We start from the raw sequence: 26,328 nt of genomic DNA, 5'->3' as shown, positions 1-26,328 counted from the left end.
TCCGCAAGTCTTGGCGACTTCCGCCCCCCAAACATCCAACATCCCTCAAATAGCCGCGTCTCTATGTTTCGCTTCATCAAGGGCGTTTTCGCATCGATGAGCCTCGAGCGGAAATGTCTGCTCTTTTTTGGTTCAGCGATTCTGGTCCTGATGTGCGCCGCATTCTTCGTCGTTCAATTACTCGCCAAGCGGTTGGTCACCAATACGACCCAGCAGCGGGCTCGCGACTATGCGGCTGCTGAACTTTACATGTTGCATAGCGACGCGGAATGGGCCTCCGAAGTCCCCAACGAGAAGGTCTCTCGCGTCGAACTCATCCTTGGCGGACTAAGAACAGAGCTACTCAACGATCAAATCGACTTTCAAGTATTGGCGTTGCAAGATTCGATTCCGTACGAGAACTTGCCCGCGATCGCCCAGCCCGAGACGGAGCACGAATTATTGAGGCTCGAGCAGCTCGAACCGCAGTACCGTGCTTGGTTGTCACGACAAATTGGCGAAGACCGACCCGATATCGAACGTCCGCTCGATCTAGGGGACAACGAGGCGATGAGCCGAATCGGACTACTGGGTACGACCGTGTTTGCCGAAGACGGTCCGATCGATGACCGCTACATCTATTACTATCCGGTTTTCTTCAAGCCGACCTGCGTTTTGTCCTGCCATAGCCCTTCCGGCGGCTCGATCTCGACATCGCCCAATGATGATCCGGTGAAGTTGGCGTCTCAATATCCGTATCGCGTTTTTCGGATCAGCATGCCCTATAAAGAGACTCACGATCAAACCACATGGATTCGCGCGATCGTGATTGCCTTGGCGATGGCGATCATTGCTGCGACGCTCTTCGTCCTGCATGCGATTGTTCGCTTCCTGGTCTTGCAGCCGCTCTATCATCTTCGAGACGTCAGTGACGCGATCACGCATGGGGATACCAACCAACGTGCCACGATCGATACCGAAGACGAGTTTCGTGAACTAGCCGATGCGTTTAATCGAATGCTTCGTCACTTGACCGAAACGCAAGACAAGATTCAAGAAGTGAACCGGGAACTCGATGCTCGCGTTGACCAGTTCGCTCAATTGAACCTGCAACTCTACGAAGCAAACCGTCTCAAAAGTGACTTCTTGGCCAACATGAGTCACGAGTTACGAACGCCGCTCAACAGTATCATCGGCTTTTCGGAAGTCCTGGCGGGAATTGATTCTCTCAATGACAAACAACGCCGCTACGCCGCCAACATTCAAAAGAGTGGCCGGCTACTGCTTGAAATGATTAACGACATTCTCGATCTGGCCAAAGTCGAAGCAGGAAAGATGGAGCTGCGCTGTAGCGAATTCGATGTCGGACGCTTGGTTTCAGCCCAATGCGATATGATTCATTCATTGTCCGAAGAAAAGAATATTTCGCTGACCATCGACACCTCCGACGAATTGCCCAAAGCTTACCAAGATCAAAACAAGCTCGGCCAAATTATCAACAACCTACTCAGTAACGCAATCAAGTTCACCCCCGAAGGCGGCATGATCACGGTGCGAGTCGAGGACAAGCAAAACGGAAAGTTTCGTTTACTCGTCAAAGACACCGGCGTCGGAATCGCCGAAGAAGATCAACCAATCATTTTCCAAAAATTTCGTCAGAGTCAAAACGTACTAAACAATGAAGGACTGACTCGCGAATTTTCAGGCACTGGATTAGGTTTATCGATCGTCAAAGAGTTGGCGAAACTACTCGGTGGCGAAGTTGACTTTGAAAGCGAGCTCGGACATGGTAGCACCTTTTGGGTAACATTGCCCTGGCGGCTGAACGAGCAAATCGCTAACGATAACCTGCTCGCTTCAACACTCTTGTCGCCTGCCCCGTTGCCAACCTCCGGCGCCAAACGCTCGATCACCGAACAACCCAAAACCGATAACCGATAACCGATAGATAGCATGAAACAAGTTGACCTTTTTACCGATGGTGCCTGCAGCGGTAATCCCGGACCAGGCGGATGGGCCTTTATTCTTCGTTGCCCCAAAACGGACAAAGAACTTGAGCGCAGCGACGGGGAACCCGATACGACCAACAACAAGATGGAGTTGACCGCCGTGATCCGAGGCTTGGAAGCGCTCCAGGAACCGTGCGAAGTCACCCTACATGCTGACAGCACCTACGTCGGCCAAGGCATCAGTAGTTGGATGGCAGGTTGGAAAAAACGAGGTTGGAAACGCAAAGACGGTTCAAAACTCGTCCCGATCAAGAACGAAGAACTATGGCGTGCCCTCGACAAACTGTTGCAAAAGCACAAGATCGTTTTCAATCACGTCAAAGGACATGATGGTCACGTCGAAAATGAACGCTGCGACAAGCTAGCCGTGGAAGCCTACCAAAAATATCTACATCGTCCGGTGAAATAAGCCAACTATGTCTCAACACTTTGACTCGGCGAAACCGTTGGAGTTGCCAATGTCATGGTCAAGACCGTTAACGAACTAATCGGCATCAATACCGCTGCAATCAATGGACTGATCACACCCGTCATTGCCAAGACCGCGGCAACCGCATTGTAGCTAATCGAAACAATAAAGTTATCACGAATGCAGCGAACGGTCCGTTTTGCGGAAGTGATCAAGGTAACGATGCCACCGAGATGACTGTTACCAATCAATACCGGTGCCGCAGCTAGCGATGCGTTTGCCCCCCCTCTAAGTGCCACGCCGACGTCGGCTGCTGCCAATGCTGCGGCGTCGTTGACACCATCGCCGACCATCACGACAGGACCATTTCCCTTCGCGTTTTGAATGGCCAACAATTTTTGCTCAGGCGTTTGTGCACCCAGTGCGTATTCCTCGGGGACTCCTAATTTCGCAGCAACCGAGCGAACAATCGCTTGATGATCGCCCGACAAAATCGATACCTTCCACTGCGACGATCGTAACCTTCCGATCACTTCGACCGCTTCGCTGCGAAGCGGATCACTGACGCCTAAAACGGCAACCAATTCGGAGTCACGTAGCACAACAATGGGAGTCGAACCGGAATTCAAAATCGAGTCGATCCTCGATTGCTGGGCAACACTCTTTCGTACCTCATCGATCGATAACCATTTGACACTTCCGATTCGGTAACGCGACTGATCCATCTCGGCTTCGACACCGATGCCAACTCGATTGATAACATTCGTAACGACCGTATTGTCTCGCATCTCAATCTTTGTGTTTGCTTTCGCATAGCTGACAATCGCTCGCGCGATCGGGTGGCCAACCTTCGCTTCCACCATCGCAGCGATGCAAAGCGTTTCCTCATCGCCGAACCAATCGGTCACCTGCATTCGGCCTTGCGTCAACGTGCCGGTCTTATCAAAAAAAATCGTTCCCGGCTTTGCCAGTTGTTCAATGGAATCACCGCTACGAACCAGGATCCGGCGTTCGGCAAGTCGGCCGACGGCGACTGCGATCGCCAATGGGGTTGCCAATGCCAAAGCACATGGACAAGCAACGATCAACAAGGCAACGCTGTGACTCAAGGCGACCGAGGAATCGATTTGCCACCAAACGATGGCGGTAATCATGGCCAATGTCAAAATGATGCAGACGAACCAGCCACCAATCCGATTCGCCAACTGAACGATCGGCGTTTTACTTGCAGCTGCCGATGCAACGGTTTGTGATAATTCGCCAAGCCGCGTTTGTCCTCCAGTCGCGGTCGTGCAAATCAAAATGTCCGATTCGAGGTTATCCGTTCCCGCTTCAACCGTGTCGCCAACACCGATCGCAATCGGCCGACTCTCGCCGGTTAACAGGGATCGATCGACGTACGATTCCCCTTGCGTTACCACCCCATCGACCGGAATACTCTCACCCGGTCCAACTTTCACCACGTCACCAAGAACGATCTCTCGCACAGGTACACGCACCAGTCCATCCTGCCCAACTCCATCCTGCTTATCGACACGGGTTGCTGCAGCAGGTGTGAGGTTCAAGAGTGCGGCGATTGAGCGACCGGCGTTATGTTGTTGCCGAAGTTGAATCCAACGACCGACAAGTAGAAAAAACACGAGCGTCGCAATCGAGTCGAAATAGATCTCCGATGCCGGGACGAACAAGCCGTAGATACTGGCGACCAATCCAGCCAAAAGTCCTACCGCAACGGGCAGGTCCATGTGCGGAATTCTCATCCGCAACGATGCCCATGCCCCACGCATAAAAAGACGCCCAGGGATGAGCACTGCGAGTGCCCCCAAACCGACACCGACAAGGCGCAGAAGGCCACGATGCGAATCGGCGATCCCGGTAAACGTTCCAGCATAGAGAGCGACCGCAATCCACATTGCATTGGCAGCGCAAAATCCGGCAATCGCTACCTCGACCAACAATTGACGGCTCTCCTGGTCACTGGCGTCCCGCTCGCTCGACGGATCGTACGGTTGGACCCGATACCCAATCCGATCGAGCAGTTGTCCGAGTTCACTAAGCCGAATCAACGACGGATCGTAGAGCAATTCGACCGATCGCGAATGCATTTGGACTTCAGCGGAGTACCAGCCAATGACATGGTTCGGCGTTTGTTCGATCAGCCAGGAACAGGCCGCACAATGTAGCCCGCTGATCGACAACCGCACTTTGGCAAGCGAAATACCATCGGGTCCGCTAACCGTTTTGACAACCGATGGAAGCAACAACTTCGGGTCATCCAAATCCTCGAATGTACGATGGTTCTTTTCGGCAAACGTTTCGTTCGGATCACAATCACGAAGCGCGTAGAAATCTTCTAAGCCCCAACCGTGAATCAATTGCCATGCACCGCGGCACCCGTTACAGCAGAATGCGGGTTCCGACTCATCGCGAGGCCGTGGCGAAGGCAATCCACAATGGGCACATTCGACCGTTCCCTCCGCCGCTACTTCCGTCTTCGACTCGTCAATCGTCCGGTTCATCGTCACTTTCCGCATCGCAGCATGGCGGCTCCTCAGCATCAACGCCGGCTTCCTCCACCGCTTCACCGGAACAACACGGCAGCGGTTCGTTCTTCAAATCGACCATCGAGCTTGCGGACAAATCGCCTGCCATCGTCGGCGCGACGAGCGAGGAAACATCGACGGCCGCGCGTCCGGTGACCGTGTAGAGTCCCGTCACAATCAGCAGAATGCTGGCCGCGATCGGAAGCATCCCGCGCAGCCGTGGGGTCAACGACCGGGCACCCACAAGGATTGCGGTCAATGCTGGCAGGGTGCCGACCCAGAAAGAAAACATGACAACGATCGCAGGCAATAGCCCTCCCGTCCCAGCGGCCACCAAAACAAACAGATACAACCAACCACAGGGAAGCCAAGTCGTAATCAAGCCGCCGAGATAAGCTTTGCCATTCCGGCCACGCCGTTCAATCAGTGGCTTGAACCTTTGCAAAACGCTCGCCACCTTGGATGGTCCCGTTGTGGAGAAGGCAAACAGTGTGCTGAACTTTGGATGGAGCTGAGCCAATCGATAGAGCCCCACCGCAATCAACAAGGACCCTGCGATGATTGCCGCGGCTGATTGAAAACCAACCATCTCTCCACCGAACGAAACGGCCGCACCCAGAATCCCTGCGGCGACTGCGGCAATCATATAAGTCGTTAATCGGCCCAGGTGGTAGGAGACAATCGTCGATCGGCTCGAACCGCCACCGGTGACCCAAAGCGCCAGCGGGCCACACATTCCAATGCAGTGTAAACTACCCAGAAGGCTAGCGACAAACACAGCCATTCCCAACGTAAACACTTCTAACCCCCTTGCGGTGTGGATCTTTGATTCGACGAATGGACCATCAATACTCGCGAGTCTACAAACTCGGTTCCATCACCATTTGTGAATTTTCCATTGACTTGCCACAAACCGTCGGTCGGCAAGCAACCGACGATGCCGAAGGTCCCCTCGGAACTCGGTTTCAGCCTGATCTGATCGATCTCGGAAGCCCGCGCGTGATGATACAACTCGATCGTTCCCGAAGCGATCGAGACGGGCGAGCCATCTTTGTCCGTCAATTTCCCCTGGAGCCCTACCGTGCCGCCATCTTCGATTGCCCCCAGAACCAACGTCCAACCGAGTTCTCTTGAAAACGCCTCCGCCTTGACCTTTTCGTCCCAGTTCAATGCGTTTTCATAGTAATTCGGAAGTGCCGCGACCGATGGATCGCCGGAGGCAAGGTAGATGGCATAGACACCAACGAGCACTTGCACGGTGAGAAGCGCGACCACGAAGCCACCCCAGCGTAGGGCTGCTTTATGGTTCGCAATCCGATTTGACTCACGACTAACTTTTTCATTTTTCATTCGTTTGAACCTTTAACTGAAAGCGGCTTCGCCGCACCCCCTCGTGGATCTTGCGAAAGATCCCTTGCGATGAGGGATCCTTAACAAGATCCACTACATGATCCGTCTTGATGCGAACGAGCGACTATCGCCGGGGGCCTAATAGCTGCATTCTTAAAAGTCGCTCATTTCCGGCATCATCGGTAACTCGTATTCTACCATCGGCGTTGCCGGCTGGGCCAAACGCTTTCGTCGGAATTTCGATCATTAGCGGAACCAGCGTCGTACCGTTGCTTTCGAGTTTCGTTTTTTCCGCCTCGATCTCGTGTATCGTTGCCGATACTGGGTCCATCATTTCCACCGTGTAGGTTCGCGTCTCGTTGGTCCGATTAACGAGACGAAGACGGAATTGGTTACTAATCGTCCCTTGATCTTGCCGCGTAAACGGCATTCCCTTACCTCGGATCAAGCGGGCATCGAACGCATATTTGGTCGACAAAACGGCGAAAAAGCCGATGCCTACCGCTAATAGCAAAAGTGGGTAAGCAACCGTTCGCAATCGAAAAACCTTCGGTGGCTTTCCCGCCAACGCGTCTTGCGAACTATAACGAATCAATCCGGTCGGCTTATGGACCTTGGTCATCACATCGTCGCATGCATCGATGCACTGGGTACAGTTGATGCACTCTAACTGCAAACCATCGCGAATATCGATTCCGGTCGGACAGACGACAACACATTGGTTGCAAGCGACACAATCTCCAAGCCCATCCCCTTCAACTCGCTTTCCCTTCTTTCGTGGCTCGCCCCGATTCGGGTCGTAGGCAACAATCAAACTTTGCCGATCGAGCATCACCGATTGAAAGCGTCCATAAGGACAAGCGATCAAGCAGGTTTGTTCTCGAAAATACAAAAAATCGAACATCATCAAGGCGGTTACAGCTCCCATGACCAAGAAGGCAACCGGATGATCAAATGGTGAACCCGTCAACCAAATCGCCAGTTGATCCGTACCGACAAAGTAGGCCAAAAACGTATGGGCAAGCACCATGCAGAGAACTAAATAGACTGCAAATCGGGCAAACCAACGCCAACCTTCGATCTTGTTCTTCGGCTTACCGCCTTTGCCAACCGTCCCTTCGAACAAGCGGTCGATGGGGCGAAACAGATACTCCATGTAAACCGTTTGCGGACACGCCCAACCACACCACACCCGACCGCTCAGCGCGGTCGCTAGAACGATCGTCAAAAAACCGCCGAGCATGACGAGTGCCAACAGCAGGGTATCGGTGGGCAGGAACGTATGGCCCAGGAAAACGAAGCGACGCGACGGGACATCCAACAAGACAGGCGGCATCCCGCCAATTCGCACATGTGGAAGGGCTACGAAAAATGCGATCAATGCGTATGCGACCGAGCGGCGACGTTTCCACCAATAACCCGTCGACAACTTCGGGCGCAACCAACGCCGGGTTCCATCTTGCTCAAGCGTGCTCAATACATGCTCCGGCGCCTCCAGCATCGCGGATTGCTCTGCGTTCGTTTTTCCATTGTCCGATTTGTCGACAACGGGTAGGTCGCCACGTGGCGAGGAAGTACTCATATTGGTGTTCTCGCACGCTCGAGCGCGCTTAAAAGTTGCCTAACGGTTTGTCTTGGATAAGAACGGGGCTGGCGATAGTGGATCTTGTTAAAGATCCCCATGGAACAAGGATCTTTATCAAGATCCACTACGCAGATCCACTACGCAGACCCACTACGCTACGTTCAATGCTGACAATGCACTAGGCATTGTCTTTAGGTGATTCGGCTTCGGGTGATTCGGCCTCGGGTGATTCGGCCTCGGGTGATTCGGCCTCGGGCGACTCAGCCTCGGGTGATTCGGCTTCCTTCGAAGCTTCGGCATCTTCGGAAGGCGCATCAGGCCACGGAGCGATCGTCCGTCCTTCAGGATTCTTGCCCGATGCCGGTTCGGTGCCCCGCAAACTTGCGGCATAGCTCGATACCAACAGAATTTCGTTTGCGGATAAACGATTCTTCCACGCTGGCATCGCTCCACCCGCTGCACCATTCTGAAGAACGTTTAGAAAATCGCCAATGTCCTTTATGTTTTTATACTCATCATCGGTCAAATTCGGACCCACCAAACCGCCGCCATCCGCACCATGACAGGAAACGCAATGCGTTTTGAAAACCGTTTGCCCCACTCGTAACCACGAGGGTTCGTACAAGTACTTGAGCACGGTGGGGCGATCGAGTTTCAGTTCCCCAATCTCTTCGAATTGTAGACGAATGTTTGCAGCGAGAGCTTGATCGTAGCGTGCTTCGACCGTTCGGCCTTCCGCTCCACCATGATAGAAAGCCCAATAGGGGAAGGCAAAAAAGATCGATCCAATAAACATCCATTTCCACCATCCGGGTAGTGGATTATCAAACTCTTGGATCCCGTCGTAAGCATGACCGGTAAGCGGATCGTCAGGGATATGCCCGACGATTTCGTCTTGCTGCGTTCCGTCCGTTGAGCTGGTTTTGTCAGAATTCATCGCGAGGGGTCTCCACATTATCGGATAGCGGAATGGCGGCCATTCGATCGGTCGCGTTTCGCGATAATCGCATCGTGGCAAGGAACATCAAACCGAAGGCGAAACAAAACAACACCAGCGCCATCTCGGCACAATCGCTGTAGTCAATCCCTCGAATTACGTCAGTTAACATGAATAAAGTACTTCTAATAAAAGGTTCATCATCGTAGCCTAGGCTTCTAGCCTGGGTATCTGTGCCCCAGGCTTCTAGCCTGGGTGTAGTGTGCCCCAGGCTGGAAGCCTGGGCTACGTTCTTAACGGCTGGCGACTTCCGCCTCGGGTTCTGCGGCTGGATCCGCAGCCGTCTCGGGCGCAGCGAAGATATCGATGCCGACGCGTTGTAAGAAAGCGATCAAGGCAACCGCTTGCGAATCGAGTGTCATCACGCCACCGCGCGACACCGGTCCGCCCTGAGAAACAATGTCGGCTGCAATGGATTCGGCTTGTTTACGAGCCATCTGGGGTGCTTCCTCTAATTCGAAATCGTATGGTGCACCGAGCGTTCGAGCCGCCCAAACACGGTCTTTCGTGCGTTCGAAGTTCAGCGACGTTTCCAACAGATGAATGTAGCTCGGCATCACACTTCCGGGAGATACCTGCTCGGGATTCTCAAAGTGCAACCAGTGCCACAAACTACTCTGCTTGCCACCTTCTCGAGCCAAGTCGGGACCGATCCGACGACTGCCCCATTGGAAGGGACGATCGTAGATCGATTCGCCAGGCTTGCTGTATTCTCCGTAACGTTTGGTTTCGGCCACAAAGGGACGAATCATTTGCGAATGGCAATTGTAACAACCTTCCGAAACGAAGATGTCCCGTCCGGCTAATTCGAGAGGCGTGTAAGGTTTGACCGTTGCTATGGTTGGCACGTTGCTGCGAATCAAAAACGTCGGAATGATCTCGAACAAACTGGCAATGACCACTGCCAAGGTCGCAAGGATCGTAAACCGCACAGGCAAACGTTCCCAACGTCGATGCCAGCCCATTCGCGACCAGATTTCCAAACTTCGTGCCGTATCGAGTACCGGCACGTCTTCCAGATTGCTCTTCTGCGTTGGCTCGACTTCTTCATACTTCGCCGCTAATCGAGGCGATTGATAGACAGGCACCTCATATACCGCCGGGCGAGTCGACCAAGTCATGAACCAGTTCACCGCCATCATTAAAATGCCACTGACGAACAACAAACCACCAAGCACTCGCAACCACCATAGCGGCATGATCGATTGAATCGTTTCGATAAAGTCGGGATAGACGAGGTTGCCCGTTTCGTCCATCGCACGCCACATCAAACCTTGCATCAAACCCGCTGCATAGATCGGAACGATGTAAAGCAGAATCCCAATCGTCGCAACCCAAAAGTGAGCCGATGCCAACGTGGTGCTCCACAACTTGGTTTGGAACAAGCGAGGCAATAACCAATAGAGCATCCCAAATGACATCATACCGTTCCAGCCCAATGCACCCGAGTGAACGTGAGCGATTGTCCAATCGGTGTAGTGACTTAACGCGTTGACGCTCTTCACACTCAGCAAGGGACCTTCAAATGTCGACATACCGTAGAACGTGATCCCAACGACAAAGAACTTTAAAACGGGATCCGTCGCAACCTTTTGCCAGGCACCGCGAAGGGTTAACAGCCCGTTAATCATCCCACCCCATGACGGCATCCAAAGCATCACACTAAAGAGCATTCCCAGCGTCGATGCCCATTCGGGTAATGCGGTGTAATGCAAGTGGTGAGGTCCTGCCCAAATGTAGATGAAGACCAACGACCAAAAGTGAATGATGGAAAGTCGGTAACTAAAGACGGGCCGGTTCGCTGCCTTCGGTAGGAAGTAGTACATCAAACCAAGGAACGGTGTTGTCAGGAAAAACGCTACCGCATTGTGCCCATACCACCACTGCATGAACGCATCCTGAACACCCGCGTAGACGGGATAACTCTTGGCCAACCCAATCGGGATCACCAAATTGTTGAAAACGTGAAGCACCGTCACGGTCACAATCGTCGCAATGTAGAACCACAATGCCACATACATGTGCCGTTCGCGGCGGTGGATCAGCGTCATTAAAAAGTTGCCACCGAAAAAGCCGAGCCAGACAACCGCAATCGCCAAGTCAATCGGCCACTCCAACTCAGCGTACTCTTTACTCTGTGTGATCCCCAAAGGCAACGTGATCGCTGCGGCAACAATAATCGCTTGCCAGCCCCAAAAATGCAAACGGCTTAGCGTGTCGCTCCACATCCGGCACTTGCATAAACGCTGAGTGCTGTAGTAGACCGCAGCGAAAATCGCATTGCCCGCAAAAGCGAAGATAGCCGCATTGGTGTGTAGCGGACGAAGACGGCCAAAACTAAGCCACTCCAATCCGCCAAACATGTTGGGCAGCACCAACAACAGGGCAACAATCAACCCAACGATTGTGGCAATCGCCGCCCACACCAAGGTGGCGGTGGCAAATTTGCGGACAATGTCATCGTCATACGAATACGTCTCTAGCACTTCTTGAGTGCCAGTCCGTTCCAATTCACTAGGGTCTTGATCAGCGGACAAGCCGGAGGGGGTCTCAATCGACAACGTTTTATTCCTTAATTCCTCAAAGTCACAAACGCTAATCGCGTTTGTAAATGAACGTGTTGGGAGTCTATAAGTTCCAACGCACAACCGATATGGATGCGAGAGTAGAGAATGGTCTGCGCTAAAGGTGAGCGATTATGTCTCATTCGCCAATGCGACAGTTTGTCGCAGGCGGAAAAGTCAGCCGAATTTATCATGCTAATTTACGAAAAAATCCTAGCCGGTGCAAAGCAGTTTCGAGGAAAACCGACATTTTCAAGCGGTATCCATCACGATGCTCCTGCCATTTCAGTTCTATTCCATTTCATTTTTTTCAAGACCACCATGCTGGCGAAGACGGTAACCCACTTTCTGTGCGTATTTGCTCACTTCGCAGGACGCTGTGACGATAAGCCACACCCGTAGCGGGAGCTGATTCCGTCGGCAGCTCCATTTCGATCGCTTCTCTGGTTACTCTATTCCGTTTTTTCGGCTCTCAACAATTGGTTAGCGCCTATCGAAACCTTCCCGCTAGTTCAGTCGCTACATTCACAAGGCGATGGTGAGTTTCACTTCTTCGCGACCGGTGGTCAACGCTTGGCTAAAAGCAACGCGCACATCTTGACCTCGTTTGGCTGGCAAATCCCTGTCGTAACGTAGCAGCGTATCTCCGAGACGCTGAATGTTTCGAGTCTCGGAGAGACTCGCCTACTAGACGCTGAATGTTTTGAGTCTCGGAGAAACTCGCCTACTAGACGCTGAATGTTTTGAGTCTCGGAGAAACTCGCCTACTAGACACTCAATCTTTCGAGTCTCGGAGAGACTCGCCTACTAGACGCTGAATGTTTTGAGTCTCGGAGAGACTCGCCTACTAGACACTCAATGTTTCGAGTCTCGGAGAGACTCGCCTACGGTTGAGAATTCAGTCTTCGCAGAACAGCCATCGATAGAACGCCTATCGGTGGCTTGCTTTGTTTTGGCGGGACGATTTTTGGGGAATCGTTCGACGGTTGCCTGGTTATGTACACGGCTCGACTCGTCTTGTCTTCTTGCTTTTCTGAATAGTCGCGAAGCGACGGCAGGCGTGATCGTAGAACGGAGGTTCTTGGCCCTAGCGCATCAAACGAATGCCGAGTGGCAGCGAGTCGCCGAAGATGACGGCTTCCTCGTCACTTTGCAACGTTCCGCCCACGGTCAACAATTTGACGAGATGCTCGTTTGCTCCGAGCAGTTCAAGCTGGACAGCCATCGCTTCGCGCCGCTGGTTTGAAAAATCGCGATGGCGGTCGCCTGTCTTACGAGCCATCTGGACGATCGATAACAACAATAGGTTTTGGTTCTCGGCGAACCCAAACAAGTCCTCACCCCTAGAACTGGCTCCATCGAGAAGTTCGCCTGCCCAACGCGATGCTTCTTCGACAGGCACGGTGGCGTTGAGGGGCCCGTAGGCTCCTTGGCGGCTGCCCAGTCTCCCGAGTGCCCACAACAGTGCTGGCCGTAGATTTTCATTCTTTTTCTGCTTCATCGCAGCCAACGCCAACAACCCCAATTCGACTTTCGCCTTGACGTGCAATCTTTCCATCGCACCCAGCATCCGCCACATTTCGGATGCCTCGTGAGCTTCGATTCGCCGCGTCTTATTTTTCAAGAGGCTGATCAGTGGAGCCGCCAATTGCTCTTGTTGGCCACTGGTCAACCCACCCGCGATTCGCCGCCAAAGAATCATCGACTCGGTACGTGACGATAGTGCCGGAAACGCTAACTTGCCATGAATGACTCGCCAGGTTTGCGCGACTCGCCAATCGTCGACGGCAACGCCGTAACCAGGCCGCAAACAGAAGCCCACTAAATTCAACCATCTCGCTTCATGCTGAGCCGATTGCCGCCGTCCTTGCTCGTTTTCGATCAGCGATTGCCACATGTCTCGAAGCAACGAAGGCGGCCAACGATTGCGTGACAATTCGCTAATCGATTGCAACGTCTTGACCAACTTGTTAGGCGGCTGCCGCGTCGTTGAATCCGCATTCAAGAACACTGACGCAATGGCATGTCCGCATTGTTCCATCGTCTCTGCATCGATAATACCGGATGCTTCACCTGAGCCCGTGTGGGCTTCCCGGTCGGTTTCAAGCGTACTACGAATGTCGAATTCCAATCGCCAACGCTTATTCGATTCCGCATCGACGCAAAACAATCCGATCGTACCAATTTCACTTAACTCCGCTTCGATAACGACTTTCACTTCCTCATCGAGTCGCTTTTTTCCCTGAACGAGTGCCGTACAAATCGGTGGCAGCGGTGACATTTCCGTACGGTCAATCTGGACCAGTTCGCCAACCGAGTCCGCTAGCCGCGTGCTACTCACCCAGAGTGGGAACTGGACCGGCGTGCCAATCTTTAACCTGAGCGGGTTGCCGTCGGCTCGGAACCGTTGGCCCGGCTCCGCTTTGCCCGGTATCAAACACAGAGCTTGGCAGGGCTGCGTGTCGGGATCCGGACCCTCGGAATTCGGTGCGTTTGAGGCGGCGACCTGCATGTAATACGAACGGCCCAAGTTCGCAGCGATTCGGACGCCTTCACCGCGCCGAACCATCCCGTAGTAGGCCGCCCCGTGCGCAACCGCTAAATCCAACCGCGGTGATGACAAAACCTCTGGCTTCCAATCGCTCGATTCCCCAAACCATTTCGACAACAGGTTCACAATCCGGCTGCGAATCGCGGGCGCGGTCATCACACCTCCGTTGAACAATACCAAGTCGGGCCGATCGGCAGCGTCCATTTCGTCAGCATCAAGCCCGCTGCGGCGATGTTCACTCAAGAATGCCGCCAAATGACGAGTGACGGCAGGGTCGGATGCATAGGGCAACCCAAATTCCTGGAACCCGCTTTCGCCCGAAGTTGGCTTCTCGCCGAGCAAAACATCGGGAAAAAATCCATCGAGCAGGGTTTGATCAATCTCCGGTGCAGTAACTTGCACTTGCATCGAGCCACCGACGAGTTTTGAACCCTGGGATGGCAAATGGATCGTGTAGGTGTCAGGCCGATTGGACGACAACATGACCTCTTTGACCGACCGCGACACTTGAACCAAACGGTCCCATTGATCGGCGGCCAGTTGGGAATCCGTGCCGGCCCCGCCGGAAGCAATGAGTTTGGCTTCGGCCATGCGGGCAACCGCAAGGTCCAAGTTGTCCCCACCAAGAATCAGGTGTCTTCCGACCGCAACGCGATGAAATTGCACCTGATCGCCCATTTCGCCTGCCTTGCGAACTCGGATCAATGTCAAATCGGTCGTTCCGCCACCAATGTCGCATACCAGGATCAATTGACCGGGACTGACTCGTGTTTGCCAATCGTCACCTTGGCGGTCGATCCAACTGTAGAAGGCGGCCTGCGGTTCTTCGATCAAATAGACTCGGGGCAGGCCAGCTTGTTTTGCCGCCTTAACGGTTAATTCTCTCGCCACTTCGTCAAACGATGCTGGCAAGGTGATGACGACATCTTGATCGCAAAGAGGATTGTCTGGATTGGCTTGGTCCCACGCGGATCGAAGGTGGTTGAGGTAACGTGATGACGCTTCCACAGGCGATAGCCGAGTCACGTCAGCATCACCATGCCAAGGCAATAGATCCGAAGTCCGATCCACACCCTCATGGCATAGCCAACTCTTTGCCGAAGCAGCCCGCCGTCCGGGATGACGTCCGCCCGCATCGCGAGCGAGAACTCCGACGCAGTGGTTCGATGGAGAGGTTTGCCAAGGCAGACGATGGTCGCTGGCCGCTTCTTCCGCAGTCAACTCGTAATGGAACGAGGGCAACGTGTCGCGTTGTTCGCGTTGTCCGAAATCGACCCATTGAGGAATCTTGAACGTCTCGACTCCCCATGATTCATCGGCTGTATCGACAAAGCAAACCGCACAATTCGTCGTGCCCAAATCGATACCGACCACGTAGCGAGACGCAGCTGGCAAAAGGTCGTCGGTGATATTTGGTGAGTTGTTTGACACTTGTTTTTTTTATGTTATCGACCTGGTGTTCCCAAGCGTCTACGCCTTTTTTGCCTTTCCCGGCGCAGTCGGGGGAGGTCAAGCGACGCCCTTAAGGCGTTCGCGAGGGAGGGGGCCCGTACGGCACTTGCACGAAGCACATCGTGTAGGCCCCCTCCCGAACGACGGCTTGACGCCGCGTTCGACCTCCCCCAAGCTTCGCTTGGGAGAGGTTGTTAAGTTGTTGACTGAAATGAATGAAGAAACTACACAACCTCACACGACGGTAGGAGGCTCTCGCCTCCCGTGCTCGCTGCTCGTGAGCCTGCGATACATCCCGTGACTCGGCAGCAGCCTTGTAACGAGTCACTACTCTTCCCTAGCGTTGAACTCCATCTTCCATTGATCTTCACTACGGGTGCTGTGGCACCATAGTTCAAACATCCCTAGTTCCGTAATTCGGCTTCGGAACTGGACCGGTACGAAGGAAGGCCCTGCTTCGGCCTCTGCGTCAACCGAGCCTGCGGACAAACAAACACTGACGGGATCCATTTCCACCAACTCCTCTTTCGACCACCGTTCAAGCCTCGTTCCGGCATGGTCCTCCGCACGAACCGATGAAGCAAAGAAACGGAATTGAGCGGGCTTGCCAACCAACACCCCAACCTCTTCTCCTGGCACTTCGGCTTCCGTCCCTTCCTCCATCCCCTTCGGTGCCACGCAGACGGCTCGCAGCGGTCGTGGGACACCTGGGATTGCCAAACCAGCCGTCTCGATGCCGACGTAGTACGATTTCGCCGTGCCGCCGCGAATTCGGATGCCGCCGTTTTGCTTGATCCAGCCATAATAGGCGGCTCCGATGGCGACCGATGTGTCCAAATTGTCGAGCCCCCCAAGCACTTGCGGAGGCGATTCACACCATTCTTCGATCGTTTCTTGCATTCGGGTTTGCAGGACTTCACTGCGAAACACACCCCCGTTGAACAACACATGCGTCGGCATCAGTGGAGCCGATTCGCCTGAGGTTGAGTCTGTCGCTGCCTGCCCTGCCAGAAAGGCGGCGACATGCTTTGTGACCGCCGGATCGGACTCGTAGGGCAAACCGATGTCTTGAAAACCAGACGCGACGTTCTTCTCGGGACGGTCGTCGAGACGACACTTCGGAAAGAATCCGTCGACGATCAGCTCGGCGGTTTCAGGTCGGGTTAGCTCCGTTGACACCGTGCCACCAATCAAGGAACTGCCGCGGCCGAGTATCGACACGGTTTGTTTGTCAGGGCCGCCAATCGCTAGCAGTTGTTCTTTGGCATGACGACATGCGTGCCAAAGCGAAATACTTTGCCAAGGATCCAAGTCGTGTCCCTGCTCCGAGAAGCGCCCACTAACGAAGTGAGCCAGAGCCAGATCCATGTTGTCACCGCCGAGCAGCAAATGATTGCCGACCGCCAACCGCCGCAGGTTCAATTCCCCGTCAATCTCCGAAACGGTCACAAGCGTCAAATCGGTTGTCCCACCGCCGACATCGACAACCAGCATGACGTCGTTTGGCTTGAGTGCTTTTCGCCAATCGTCACCCTTAGCCGACAACCAACGGTAAACGGCTGCTTGTGGTTCTTCGAGCAGCACAAACGATTCCGGCAAGCCCGCATCGATGGCCGCTTGCCGCGTCAATTCACGGGCCGCCGGAGCAAATGATGCAGGCACGGTTAAAACGACCTGCTGATCGACGAGCGGTTCATCGGCGTGCTCGGTATTCCATGCAGCGACTAAGTGCGACAAAAAACGCCGCGTACAATCGTAAGCGGAAACCTTCGGTACTTCTGCTGGCGATTGCCAAGGCAAAACGGCATCGGTGCGACCCACTTTACTGTGACACAACCAACTCTTGGCTGCCACGACTACCCGCTGAGGGTTCTCGGCCGCTTGGCTGCGTGCATAGGCTCCGACTATCCCACGACCTGGGTCCTGTTCAAACGGCGTTCGCAATGAATCGATCTCACCCTCGCGAGGCAAGTACAAAAAGGACGGCAGCGATGGGAGTGCTTCGATTTGCCCCGGCTGGACGATTTGCGGAATCCTCAATAGCTGAATATCGGCAGTATCCTGCAGCCGACTGTAGGCGAGAACCGAATGGGTGGTTCCTAAGTCAATGCCGATCGAGTAGGTAGGTTTCATCGTTAATTTATCCGTTAGATCTTTGCACTTGAGCAGGAGCGATGATGGTCGCATCGGCGTCGCGGCCCGTCCACCGAGGCAGTTCAACTTTCGTGGCTTGCCAGCCTTGGTGGACCAATTTCCCCGCAGTGCTCGTTTGCTCGCTCTGCCCGCCTTCGCCCAACCATTGATAGCGTGCGATCGAATTCTCGGCATCCACCTGCACAAGCGATCCTTCGCCCGAATCGTCAACGGGCTTCAATTCAAACAACCTTGCCAATGTCGAGGCACATTGGGTCAGGCACGGTCGTGCGGCGGCACCGACTTGGGCGTCGGAAAAGTTTGCCAAATCCTCCTGGACCAAATCGATCAGCCTGGCTTCACGCTGGAGTGCCGACAGCAACGTGACCGCATCACTGCGCACGGATGTTGCTGGTTTAGGCGATTCAACTGGCTTGGGGGCGGGAGCCGGTAGTTTTGGTTCTTCGGCCTGTGTGATCTCTTGATCGAGCGCTTTGCGGATTTTATCCGCCGCCTGTTTGTTGAAGAGAGCTGCTGAAAAGGCTCGTAATGCGATGCCCAATCCCATGGTTTTCCCCAGGTTTTATCAGGTAAAAAGGATACAGCTTGGCAAACTTGGCCGCCCCGTCAAGCGGGAAGGCCACAAGGTGTGAGAATTCCGCAGTAGGGGAACTCGCCCGAGAGTTTTGGACGCGTTGGGTCTAGACATCGCTCCGGGCCAAAGGCCCTTCTGTATACCTAGTCCAGGCTTTGCCCCTTGTAGCCCCTTGTACAACTTGAAAAAAATCTAGCATTTTGAAAAGCCGGGCGCGAAGACGGGGGTGTCGGTGTAAGATAGACGTCTGACTTGACTGATCGCTTGTGGGACACAAATCCTTCGCCTTCTCTTTTCGCCTAACTTTTCCGCTATTATGAAGATCAAGTGTCCCGGTTGTGCCGCGGTTCTAAACATTCCGGAAACCGCTGCAGGCAAAATCGTCCAATGCTCCTGCGGCAAGAAGCTGCGGGCACCCGGACGTCCAGCAGCGGGCAGTCCAGCAGCGGGACGTCCAGCAGCGGGAGGTCAATCGTCCCCTCGACCCCAGGCGAAAAGGCCTGCTGCGGCACATCCTCAACAGCCAGCGGCACGGCCGCAACCACCAGCAGCCGCAAGCAACTTTGGTGGACTCGATGCGGGGCTGTTCGATGAACTGAACGAGAAGGATTTGCAAGGCGTGACACCAGTACATCGGCCTAGCAGTGCGGTCGCATCCGCTCCATCGGCTGGCGGTAAGCTCATGCAGCAATACGGGCCGACCGCTTCGGAACACGACCAAAGTGCCGGTGCTCGGCCAGGACTGTTGATTGCAGTGGGTGTGATCAATGTTTTGTATTCTGGATTGTTTTTCCTTATTGCCCTGTTTTTTACTCTGATTTGGCTTGGTATCTTTTTTAGCGAGGCGGATATTCGGGAACATTTGGACCCCGAAATGGAAAATTTTTCCACCGTCCTTACCGTGATCGTGTTTCTGTTTTGGGCAGTGTGGGTGTGGACAATAGCCGTTTGCGCATCGTGCTTCATTCGAAACAAAGTATGCTGGTATGTCCTACTTCTTTCCTACTCTTTTACTGTCATTTATTATCTTTTCTCACTTGCAGATGATCTGTTAACAGATCTGAACATCGCTGAAATCATTATCACAATCGCGTCAATTTGTATCAGCTCACTCACTTGGGTCTATCTGCACCAGCAAAGGCCACGTGAATTCTACGGTACGACAACGGTAAAAACCCCTATCGTTATCGCGACCAATGTCGCCGGCGGCGTGCTCGGAATCATCATCGGGTTGCTAATTCTCCTCTAAGGATGGAAATTCGCTCAGGTTCCGCGTCGTTTCCATCACGTTGCTAACACCTTTTACGTTCACTAATTCTCGTAGCGAGCCCCCCACTAGAGTTTGTCATTTATGCCTGCCCGCCTTATCACGCTTCCTTTTCTTCTGGTCGGTTCGATGCTTACCCTATCGGCAGCGGACGACGTCGCGACGATGCCGGATGACAATGAAACGGCAGCAACCAAGTTTGTCGCTCCCGATGACGTCCTCGAAGTACTCGAGCCACTTTTTTCGTCGATTGAACAAGCCGATGCATCGCGAGCGACGGTGAAGGTTCTAACCGAATCGGTCTCGGGCGGCCAAATCGTCGATTCCCAAGAGTCGACCTATCAAATCGCTTCACGATCACCCGATCGGTTCACCATCTACTTGAAAGAGCCGAACCAGCGGACGCGGATTTATGGCAACGAAAAAGAGATGATCGTTCGCTTGGCTCCCGAAGCGTTCTACAAGATCGATCAACCCGTTGGTTTAAGAGAGGCCGTCGTTGCACTGCCGCTGCCGATGGGCCCCTATCCCGAACCTGTCTTGGCGTTGACGCTGGCCAGCGTCGATCCATCCAACACGTTTCTTAACGGCATGAAGTCGATCGAAATTGTCGATCGAGATAAGTTCCGTGGCGTCACGCCTGCGGTTCATCTCAAAGGGGAACAAGACGATGCCGTCACATGGGATTTTTGGATCACACAAGACAACCCGCCGAAACCACTCCGACTACTCATCGATCTGACCCCAATGCTCCGGAGCACCGGAGAACTCCGAGTCCCACAAGGCTATGAGTATCAAATCCGGTTTGACTTTCTGTCTTGGCGCATCAGCGGAGAGGTTCCCGATTCACTGTTTCGTTTTCAGCCTTCCGAAGAATCGGTTGAATATGAATCACTCGAAGACTACGCCCAAGCGATCGCTGGTGCTGTCAACGAACACCCAATGCTGGGAGAAAAGGCGCCCGACTTCGAAGCGACAACGCTCAACGGCAAAACCATGACACTCGATGACTTAAAGGACAAAGTCGTTGTGATCGATTTTTGGGCCACCTGGTGCGTACCCTGTGTCGCCGCACTACCGATCATTCAAAAGGTGAGCGAAGACTACCAAGATAAAGACGTCGTCTTTTTGCCGCTCAACGTGGATGAAACCGAAGGGAAAGTAAAAGAGTTCATCGCGCAACAACAGTGGGATATCGACCCGATCATGGACGCAGGTGGCAAGATCTCGGAAAGCTACAAAGCCAACGCCATTCCCCAAACGGTCGTGATTGGCAAGAACGGGGTGATCGAATCGGTGCATCTCGGTTTCGCAGGCGAAGAAGAGCTAACCAAACGCCTCCGTGATGAACTCGACGTGCTCTCGGTCGGAGGCCGAATCGCCTCAAGTGAGTAGGGAGTCACCGTAGCGAAAGTCGCCAAGACTTTCCGTAGTGGACTTCGCCCGAAGTCCACTACGAAAACAGTGCCCAAACTTAAACTCCAAGTCGCCTTGCAGTCGATTTTATGCACAAGAATTCTCGGCAACACGAATCGACTAATCGTCGCAGAGCGGCTCTTTCTTCTCGGTAATCACTTCACATTCATCCGATTCCGATTTTTCGGCATTCAGTTCGATGTAGCTGTTCCACTCCTCAGGAACGTTGTCCTCGTGGAAAATTGCCTCGACGGGACATTCGGGGACACATGCCTCACAGTCAATACATTCTTCGGGGTGAATGTAAAGCATTTGATCGCCTTCGTAGAAACATTCTACGGGGCATACGACAACGCAGTCAGTGTATTTGCATCCCGAGCATGGCTCGCAAACAACATGTGTCATAACTATCTAACCTTCATTCTAGTAGACGATTCAAAAAGTGAGTGTATCTCTGTAGCCGAGTCTCTCCGAGACTCGTAAATTCAGCGTCTCGGAGAGACGCTGCTACGATTCGTAATTCAGCGTCTCGGAGAGACGCTGCTACGATTCGTAATTCAACGTCTCGGAGAGACGCGGCTACGATTCGTAATTCAACGTCTCGGAGAGACGCTGCTACGACTCGTAATTCAACGTCTCGGAGAGACGCGGCTACGATTCGTAACTCAGCGTCTCGGAGAGACGCTGCTACGACTCGTAATTCAGCGTCTCGGAGAGACGCTGCTACGATTCGTAATTCAACGTCTCGGAGAGACGCGGCTACGATTCGTAATTCTGCGTCTCGGAGAGACGCTGCTACGATTCGTAAATTCAACGTCTCGGAGAGACGCGGCTACGATTTGTAAATTCAGCGTCTCGGAGAGACGCTGCTACTGGGCTTTCACTACGGATAAGTTTATCGGGCCAGACAACCTAGCATCTAAACATTAAACGTCTCCATTGTGCCTAGTTTACGTGAAACTTGCGAGCGGGCATTTCGATTTTTCTGGAAATCGACCATGCTAAGTCCGTCGACTCTCCAATCATTCAACTAGGAATTTTCGTGGAATATTCATCTACCCCCATCCCGCTACGTCTGAAACCGTCGCGGCAATTTCCGTTTTTGGCTCGGCACCCGTGGGTTCACGCTCATGCCCTCTCCGAAACCGGCGATGACCTTGCCTGCGGGCAAGTAGTCGATTTGCTCGATTTCGAGGGTAATTGGATCGCTCGTGGCTTGATCAATCCCAACAGTCGTCTGCGGATCCGGCTTTATTCCTTCGACGCCAATGTGCAAATGGATGACGCCTTCTTCCTGGCGCGGATCGACGCAGCCATCGCGCGGCGACGACTGACCGGCGAACTCGATACCCATGGAGCCGAGAGAATCGTATTTAGCGAATCCGATCTGCTCAGCGGTTTGATTGTGGACCGCTATGCGGATTGCTTGGGAGTCCAATTTACCGCTGGCGCATTGACCCGTTGGCAAGCACCCATTCTTTCGCATTTGCAACGCACGCTATCCGCTCGCGGCGTGATGGTCCGCATGGATGAAAAAACCGCCAAGTACGAAGGTCTTGAAACCCTCAATGAATGGCTCGATGGAAATGCGATCGAAGAGTCGGTGATCTACACCCAAAACGGCCTAAAATGCGCGGTAGATCTACATGGCGGGCAAAAAACAGGGGGGTATTTGGACCAGCGACTGAATCATTTGGCGGCTGCCCAATACATGAACGGACGACGCGTACTGGACGTATGTTGCTATAACGGCGGTTTTGGTTTGCTGGCCCTCAAGCATGGAGCGGCTTCGGTGACCGGGATCGATTCGAGCGCTCCTGCAATTGAGCAGGCCAAGCAGGCGATCGTTCGCAACGGGCTCGATACCGACTCGTTCGGCAGCACCGATTATCGAATCGCCGATTGCTTCGACGAGCTAAAGAGACTCGGCGAAGCGGCTCAGTCGTTTGATGCGGTGATCTTGGACCCGCCACGATTTGCGGGCAATCGACACCAAGTCGATACAGCAATGCGAGCCTACCGACGGATCAATGCGATGGCGGTCGATCTGCTACCACCCGGGGGGGTCTTGGTGACCTGCAGCTGTTCGGGCCGCGTTTCGAGGACCGACTTTTTGAACATGCTATTGGATGTGGGGCGTCGACGGCGGCGAGATTTGGTGATGTTGGAGAACCGAGGGCCCGCTCCGGATCATCCAATTGCGATATCTTGCCCCGAAACCGATTATTTAAAATGTGTTATTGCACAAGTTGAGTAAATTTTTCGCGTACTAGGGTAGAGTGGCGTATGCTTAGGGTGGACGGCGGCGGTCTAGGGGGCCATTTCTTCCTCATAATTCACCTTTGAGCGTTTTGCCGCTATAATGAGTCGTCGATCGTTTCGCGTCGTCGATAGGAACTGTTAAACAACGTGCTTACCGACTTTCTAACCCTTCGGACTTTGCCATGCCGGGTGTGACCCTTAAGATTCTACACGGAGCTGATCGCGGCAAGGTCTACGAGGACCTGCAACCGCCGTTGACGATCGGACGTGAAGAGGGCAACGATATCCAATTGAATGACGAACGAGTCAGCCGTTGTCACTTTAAGGTTCAACGCGATAACGAGCGTTTGGTGCTAACCGATTTGGACAGTACCAATGGGACGAAAGTGAACGGGACCGAATGCCAGCTAAAAATATTGCGGCATGGCGATTTGATCGCGGTCGGCCGCAGTTTGATCCTGGTCGGCTCCGAAGAACAAATTGCGGCTCGCTTGGCGGCAATGGGCAATGACAATCCGACCCTCAGCCGAGAGATGTCCTCGTCAGACAATTCAATCGCTTTGGAGTTGAGCCAGGAACCGAAGTCGCCCTATCCGGCGGACGTGATCCAGATGATGGAAGTGCCGTCGATACCCGACGACTTGACGCCCGGACAAAAAGCTCAACTCTGTGAGATTCTCGACTACCTGCAATCTCGCTTACACAAACTAATCGAAGGTGCCAAAACGGACGAGACACAAGACGAAGTCGTCCTGAAATTCTCCTCTTGGCAACGTCTGCTCGATGCCCAATCGCGATTGTCGGCCATGGCCCGCAAAATCGCTGACCCCGAATGGCCGGATTGACCGAATGGCCGAATCGGCTGAGTGGGCGTGTTGGCCGGATTGACCGTGTTGACCGAATGGGCGAATCGGCTGAGTGGGCGTGTTGGCCGGATTGGCCGAATCGGCCGTGTTGGCGTGTAGCCGCCCTAAAGAACAAGAATCTCGTTGCTAGCATTGGCGATATTTTCCATTGGAAATTTCACTAGACGCTGTGTGCTGATTTTCGGTAGTCTCGCGTGGGCGTGGCGAATGGATCGCCCGGTGTACCTATGCTACGAGTGTTTTTGTGCTGTCGTTCTTACTTCGCTATCGTGATCTCGTCTTGCCGATTGGAATTATCGGCTGCTTGGTTGTGATTTTGATGCCGCTACCAGCAATCCTGATGGACTTGTTTTTGGCGCTCAATATTACCATTGGCGTGATCATTTTGCTAACGACGATCTACGTTCCAACGCCTCAGGAATTCAGCGTCTTTCCATCTCTGCTTCTGGCCACGACTCTGGGCCGATTGGTCCTCAACATTGCGACCACGCGTCTAATCTTGACCGGAGCGGATTCATTGGGGATGGATGCAGCGGGCGGTGTGATCAAGACATTCGGCGAATTCGTTGCCGGGGATCGAATTGAAGTCGGAATTATCATCTTTGTTATTATTGTCTTGATCCAGTTCATCGTGATTACCAAGGGTGCGACACGGATCAGTGAAGTCGCCGCCCGGTTCGCTCTCGATGGGATGCCAGGTCGTCAAATGGCGATCGATGCCGACTTGAATGCGGGCATGATCGACGAGAAGGAAGCGCAGAAGCGCCGCGAGGAGGTCAGTTCTCAAGCCGACTTTTACGGGGCAATGGATGGTGCGAGTAAGTTCGTTCGCGGCGATGCGATCGCGGGCATTGTGATTACGATCGTCAACGTGATTGGCGGCTTGTTTATCGGTGTCGTTCAGGCTGGGATGACATTCAGCGAAGCGGGCGCACTGTTCACCAAGCTGACGATCGGTGACGGTTTGGTCAGCCAAGTGCCCGCGCTGCTGATCTCGCTGGCCGCTGGATTGTTGGTAACGCGAAGTACCGCGAAGACCAACTTGCCCGTCCTGTTTCTACAACAACTCTTTGGTAATACCAAAGCGATGGCGGTTTCGGGTGCGTTCTTACTACTGTTGATCGTGACCAACCTGCCAACCATTCCGATGGCGACCTTGGGGTTCGGCTGCATCGGTTTGGCGGTCATTATGAATCGTCGTGACACGCAGCGAATCGCCGATAAAGATTCCCGTGAATCCGCGGACAAGGTAGCCGCCGCTGCTCCGCCACCGAAACGAGTCGAAGATTTTTTGACGGTCGATCCGATGGAAATGACGATCGGACTGGGACTGCTGAGCCTTGCCGATCCATCTCGTGGCGGCGATTTGATGCAGCGAATTACGGGCGTACGCAATTCAATCGCTTCGGATATTGGGATCGTTTTGCCCAAGGTTCGCGTGCGTGATGAAATGAGTTTGGATCCGAGTGAATATGAAATCCGAATTGCGGGCAATACCGTCGCTCGAGCGATGGCTCGCCCGGATAAGCTATTGGCTATCGACAGTGGCCAAACGACGGGAGTGATCGAAGGCGAACCGACTCGTGATCCGACGTTCAACGAACCAGCGGTTTGGATCGATCCAATGCGCCGCGAGCAAGCGGCGATCTATGGCTATACCACCGTCGAACCTGGCGCCGTCATGGCGACGCATCTGCAAGAGATCGTCCGCCGTCATGCCGACGAATTATTGTCCCGCGATGCGACCAAGCATTTGATTGACGAGCTAAAGGAAGTTTCGCCTGCAGTCGTCGACGAGTTGATCCCTGGAGCGATGAAGGTTAGCGAAGTCCAGCAGGTATTGCAAATGTTGCTTCGCGAGGATGTTCCGATTCGTCAGCTGAGTATCATTCTTGAGACGCTCGGCGATTTCGCGCCACGAACCAAAGATTCCGTCTGGCTTTGCGAGTACGTTCGTCATCGTTTGGCAAGAACGATCAGCACTCGCTACCGCGACCAAGACAACCGGTTACATGTTCTGGCGCTCGATCCGGCAATGGAAGATCGGATCGCGGCGGGAATCGAGCATGGCGATCGAGGACTTTTTGTGCGAATGAGCCCGCAAGCGGTAGACCTCACTTGCGAAAAGATCCAAGAAGGCGTTAAGAAACTAATGACCGCAGGCTATCCACCGATCGTTTTGGTCAGTCCGCGAATCCGACCGGGATTGAGACAAATCACAAGTGCTTCGATCCCAAGGCTAAAAGTATTGTCCTACAACGAAATCACCCAAGATACCAAGATTGAGTCGTACGGAGTGATCAGCGACAAATAGACAAATCGAGTGGTTGTCAATCGATTGTGCAATTGA

At 53.6% G+C, this 26,328-nt stretch carries 19 protein-coding genes; 8 read left to right on the top strand and 11 right to left on the bottom strand.

Annotation, left to right across the window (positions count from 1 at the left end):
• Nucleotides 1-63: 63 nt before the first annotated feature.
• Both Q31b_RS01930 and rnhA read left to right on the top strand, forming a co-directional pair.
• Nucleotides 64-1,920, top strand: a complete 1,857-nt coding sequence (locus Q31b_RS01930; protein WP_146597978.1) for a sensor histidine kinase — start codon at nt 64-66, stop codon at nt 1,918-1,920.
• A gap of 12 nt (nt 1,921-1,932) precedes the next feature.
• Nucleotides 1,933-2,397, top strand: coding sequence for a ribonuclease HI (rnhA, locus tag Q31b_RS01925; protein ID WP_146597977.1), 465 nt, complete (start codon nt 1,933-1,935; stop codon nt 2,395-2,397).
• Between the two features lie 5 nt (nt 2,398-2,402).
• Here the strand turns inward: rnhA and Q31b_RS01920 are convergent, their stop codons facing one another.
• The 7 genes from Q31b_RS01920 to ccoN form a co-directional block, all read right to left on the bottom strand.
• Nucleotides 2,403-4,955, bottom strand: a complete 2,553-nt coding sequence (locus Q31b_RS01920; protein WP_146597976.1) for a heavy metal translocating P-type ATPase — start codon at nt 4,953-4,955, stop codon at nt 2,403-2,405.
• Nucleotides 4,900-5,739, bottom strand: a complete 840-nt coding sequence (locus Q31b_RS01915; RefSeq protein ID WP_146597975.1) for a sulfite exporter TauE/SafE family protein — start codon at nt 5,737-5,739, stop codon at nt 4,900-4,902. The genes Q31b_RS01920 and Q31b_RS01915 overlap by 56 nt, the downstream gene beginning before the upstream one ends.
• 2 nt (nt 5,740-5,741) lie before the next feature.
• Nucleotides 5,742-6,290, bottom strand: coding sequence for a FixH family protein (locus Q31b_RS01910; protein ID WP_146597974.1), 549 nt, complete (start codon nt 6,288-6,290; stop codon nt 5,742-5,744).
• Between the two features lie 124 nt (nt 6,291-6,414).
• Complete coding sequence (gene ccoG / locus Q31b_RS01905; RefSeq protein WP_146597973.1) at nt 6,415-7,872, bottom strand: cytochrome c oxidase accessory protein CcoG; 1,458 nt, start codon at nt 7,870-7,872, stop codon at nt 6,415-6,417.
• Between the two features lie 181 nt (nt 7,873-8,053).
• The gene (locus Q31b_RS01900) at nt 8,054-8,812 is read right to left on the bottom strand and encodes a cbb3-type cytochrome c oxidase N-terminal domain-containing protein (RefSeq protein WP_146597972.1); all 759 of its coding nucleotides are present in this window, start codon (nt 8,810-8,812) and stop codon (nt 8,054-8,056) included.
• Nucleotides 8,802-8,984, bottom strand: a complete 183-nt coding sequence (locus Q31b_RS01895) for a hypothetical protein (RefSeq protein ID WP_146597971.1) — start codon at nt 8,982-8,984, stop codon at nt 8,802-8,804. Before Q31b_RS01895 ends, Q31b_RS01900 begins: the two co-directional genes overlap by 11 nt.
• A gap of 121 nt (nt 8,985-9,105) precedes the next feature.
• Nucleotides 9,106-11,427 (bottom strand): cytochrome-c oxidase, cbb3-type subunit I, encoded by a 2,322-nt coding sequence (gene ccoN / locus Q31b_RS01890; RefSeq protein WP_390622303.1) that lies wholly within the window; start codon nt 11,425-11,427, stop codon nt 9,106-9,108.
• A 117-nt stretch (nt 11,428-11,544) separates the two neighbouring features.
• On the opposite strand from ccoN, the gene Q31b_RS01885 reads away from it, so the two are divergent.
• The gene (locus Q31b_RS01885; RefSeq protein WP_146597969.1) at nt 11,545-11,838 is read left to right on the top strand and encodes a hypothetical protein; all 294 of its coding nucleotides are present in this window, start codon (nt 11,545-11,547) and stop codon (nt 11,836-11,838) included.
• A gap of 685 nt (nt 11,839-12,523) precedes the next feature.
• Here Q31b_RS01885 and Q31b_RS01880 read toward each other — a convergent pair.
• The 3 genes from Q31b_RS01880 to Q31b_RS01870 form a co-directional block, all read right to left on the bottom strand.
• Complete coding sequence (locus tag Q31b_RS01880) at nt 12,524-15,418, bottom strand: hsp70 family protein (protein WP_146597968.1); 2,895 nt, start codon at nt 15,416-15,418, stop codon at nt 12,524-12,526.
• 348 nt (nt 15,419-15,766) lie between these two features.
• The gene (locus Q31b_RS01875) at nt 15,767-17,572 is read right to left on the bottom strand and encodes an Hsp70 family protein (protein ID WP_146597967.1); all 1,806 of its coding nucleotides are present in this window, start codon (nt 17,570-17,572) and stop codon (nt 15,767-15,769) included.
• 7 nt (nt 17,573-17,579) lie between these two features.
• Nucleotides 17,580-18,140: a DUF2760 domain-containing protein gene (locus tag Q31b_RS01870; RefSeq protein WP_146597966.1), complete on the bottom strand. Its 561-nt coding sequence runs from the start codon at nt 18,138-18,140 to the stop codon at nt 17,580-17,582.
• A gap of 343 nt (nt 18,141-18,483) precedes the next feature.
• Between Q31b_RS01870 and Q31b_RS01865 the strand changes: the two genes are divergently transcribed.
• Both Q31b_RS01865 and Q31b_RS01860 read left to right on the top strand, forming a co-directional pair.
• Entirely contained in the window at nt 18,484-19,416 is a 933-nt protein-coding gene (locus Q31b_RS01865; RefSeq protein ID WP_146597965.1) for a hypothetical protein, read from the top strand.
• A 147-nt stretch (nt 19,417-19,563) separates the two neighbouring features.
• Nucleotides 19,564-20,829 carry a redoxin domain-containing protein gene (locus tag Q31b_RS01860; protein ID WP_231617229.1) on the top strand — a complete coding sequence of 422 codons (1,266 nt, stop codon included), beginning with the start codon at nt 19,564-19,566 and terminating at the stop codon, nt 20,827-20,829.
• 141 nt (nt 20,830-20,970) lie between these two features.
• Here the strand turns inward: Q31b_RS01860 and Q31b_RS01855 are convergent, their stop codons facing one another.
• On the bottom strand, nt 20,971-21,255 hold the full coding sequence (locus Q31b_RS01855) for a 4Fe-4S dicluster domain-containing protein (protein WP_146597963.1): 285 nt from the start codon (nt 21,253-21,255) through the stop codon (nt 20,971-20,973).
• 637 nt (nt 21,256-21,892) lie between these two features.
• Here Q31b_RS01855 and Q31b_RS01850 point away from each other — a divergent pair.
• The 3 genes from Q31b_RS01850 (at nt 21,893) to flhA (ending at nt 26,292) form a co-directional block, all read left to right on the top strand.
• Nucleotides 21,893-23,107: a class I SAM-dependent rRNA methyltransferase gene (locus tag Q31b_RS01850; RefSeq protein ID WP_146597962.1), complete on the top strand. Its 1,215-nt coding sequence runs from the start codon at nt 21,893-21,895 to the stop codon at nt 23,105-23,107.
• Nucleotides 23,108-23,294: 187 nt separating this feature from the next.
• Entirely contained in the window at nt 23,295-23,957 is a 663-nt protein-coding gene (locus Q31b_RS01845; RefSeq protein WP_146597961.1) for an FHA domain-containing protein, read from the top strand.
• A gap of 265 nt (nt 23,958-24,222) precedes the next feature.
• A complete protein-coding gene (gene flhA / locus Q31b_RS01840; RefSeq protein WP_390622297.1) occupies nt 24,223-26,292 on the top strand; it encodes a flagellar biosynthesis protein FlhA in 2,070 nt (689 codons plus the stop codon).
• Nucleotides 26,293-26,328: the final 36 nt, after the last annotated feature.

Source organism: Novipirellula aureliae, from assembly GCF_007860185.1.
Taxonomy (GTDB): Bacteria; Planctomycetota; Planctomycetia; order Pirellulales; family Pirellulaceae; genus Novipirellula_A; species Novipirellula_A aureliae.
Note: the sequence above shows the minus strand (reverse complement) of the source record. Positions and strands in the feature narration are given on the sequence as shown.

Bases quoted from the DNA above. Each gene is read 5' to 3' on its own strand.
- Q31b_RS01895 (WP_146597971.1), bottom strand. From the start codon at position 8,984: ATGTTAACTGACGTAATTCGAGGGATTGACTACAGCGATTGTGCCGAG.
- Q31b_RS01900 (WP_146597972.1), bottom strand. From the start codon at position 8,812: ATGAATTCTGACAAAACCAGCTCAACGGACGGAACGCAGCAAGACGAA.
- Q31b_RS01845 (WP_146597961.1), top strand. From the start codon at position 23,295: ATGCCGGGTGTGACCCTTAAGATTCTACACGGAGCTGATCGCGGCAAG.
- Q31b_RS01885 (WP_146597969.1), top strand. From the start codon at position 11,545: ATGGTCTGCGCTAAAGGTGAGCGATTATGTCTCATTCGCCAATGCGAC.
- Q31b_RS01855 (WP_146597963.1), bottom strand. From the start codon at position 21,255: ATGACACATGTTGTTTGCGAGCCATGCTCGGGATGCAAATACACTGAC.
- Q31b_RS01865 (WP_146597965.1), top strand. From the start codon at position 18,484: ATGAAGATCAAGTGTCCCGGTTGTGCCGCGGTTCTAAACATTCCGGAA.
- Q31b_RS01860 (WP_231617229.1), top strand. From the start codon at position 19,564: ATGCTTACCCTATCGGCAGCGGACGACGTCGCGACGATGCCGGATGAC.
- ccoG (WP_146597973.1), bottom strand. From the start codon at position 7,872: ATGAGTACTTCCTCGCCACGTGGCGACCTACCCGTTGTCGACAAATCG.
- Q31b_RS01870 (WP_146597966.1), bottom strand. From the start codon at position 18,140: ATGGGATTGGGCATCGCATTACGAGCCTTTTCAGCAGCTCTCTTCAAC.
- Q31b_RS01920 (WP_146597976.1), bottom strand. From the start codon at position 4,955: ATGCTGAGGAGCCGCCATGCTGCGATGCGGAAAGTGACGATGAACCGG.
- Q31b_RS01875 (WP_146597967.1), bottom strand. From the start codon at position 17,572: ATGAAACCTACCTACTCGATCGGCATTGACTTAGGAACCACCCATTCG.
- Q31b_RS01910 (WP_146597974.1), bottom strand. From the start codon at position 6,290: ATGAAAAATGAAAAAGTTAGTCGTGAGTCAAATCGGATTGCGAACCAT.
- Q31b_RS01930 (WP_146597978.1), top strand. From the start codon at position 64: ATGTTTCGCTTCATCAAGGGCGTTTTCGCATCGATGAGCCTCGAGCGG.
- rnhA (WP_146597977.1), top strand. From the start codon at position 1,933: ATGAAACAAGTTGACCTTTTTACCGATGGTGCCTGCAGCGGTAATCCC.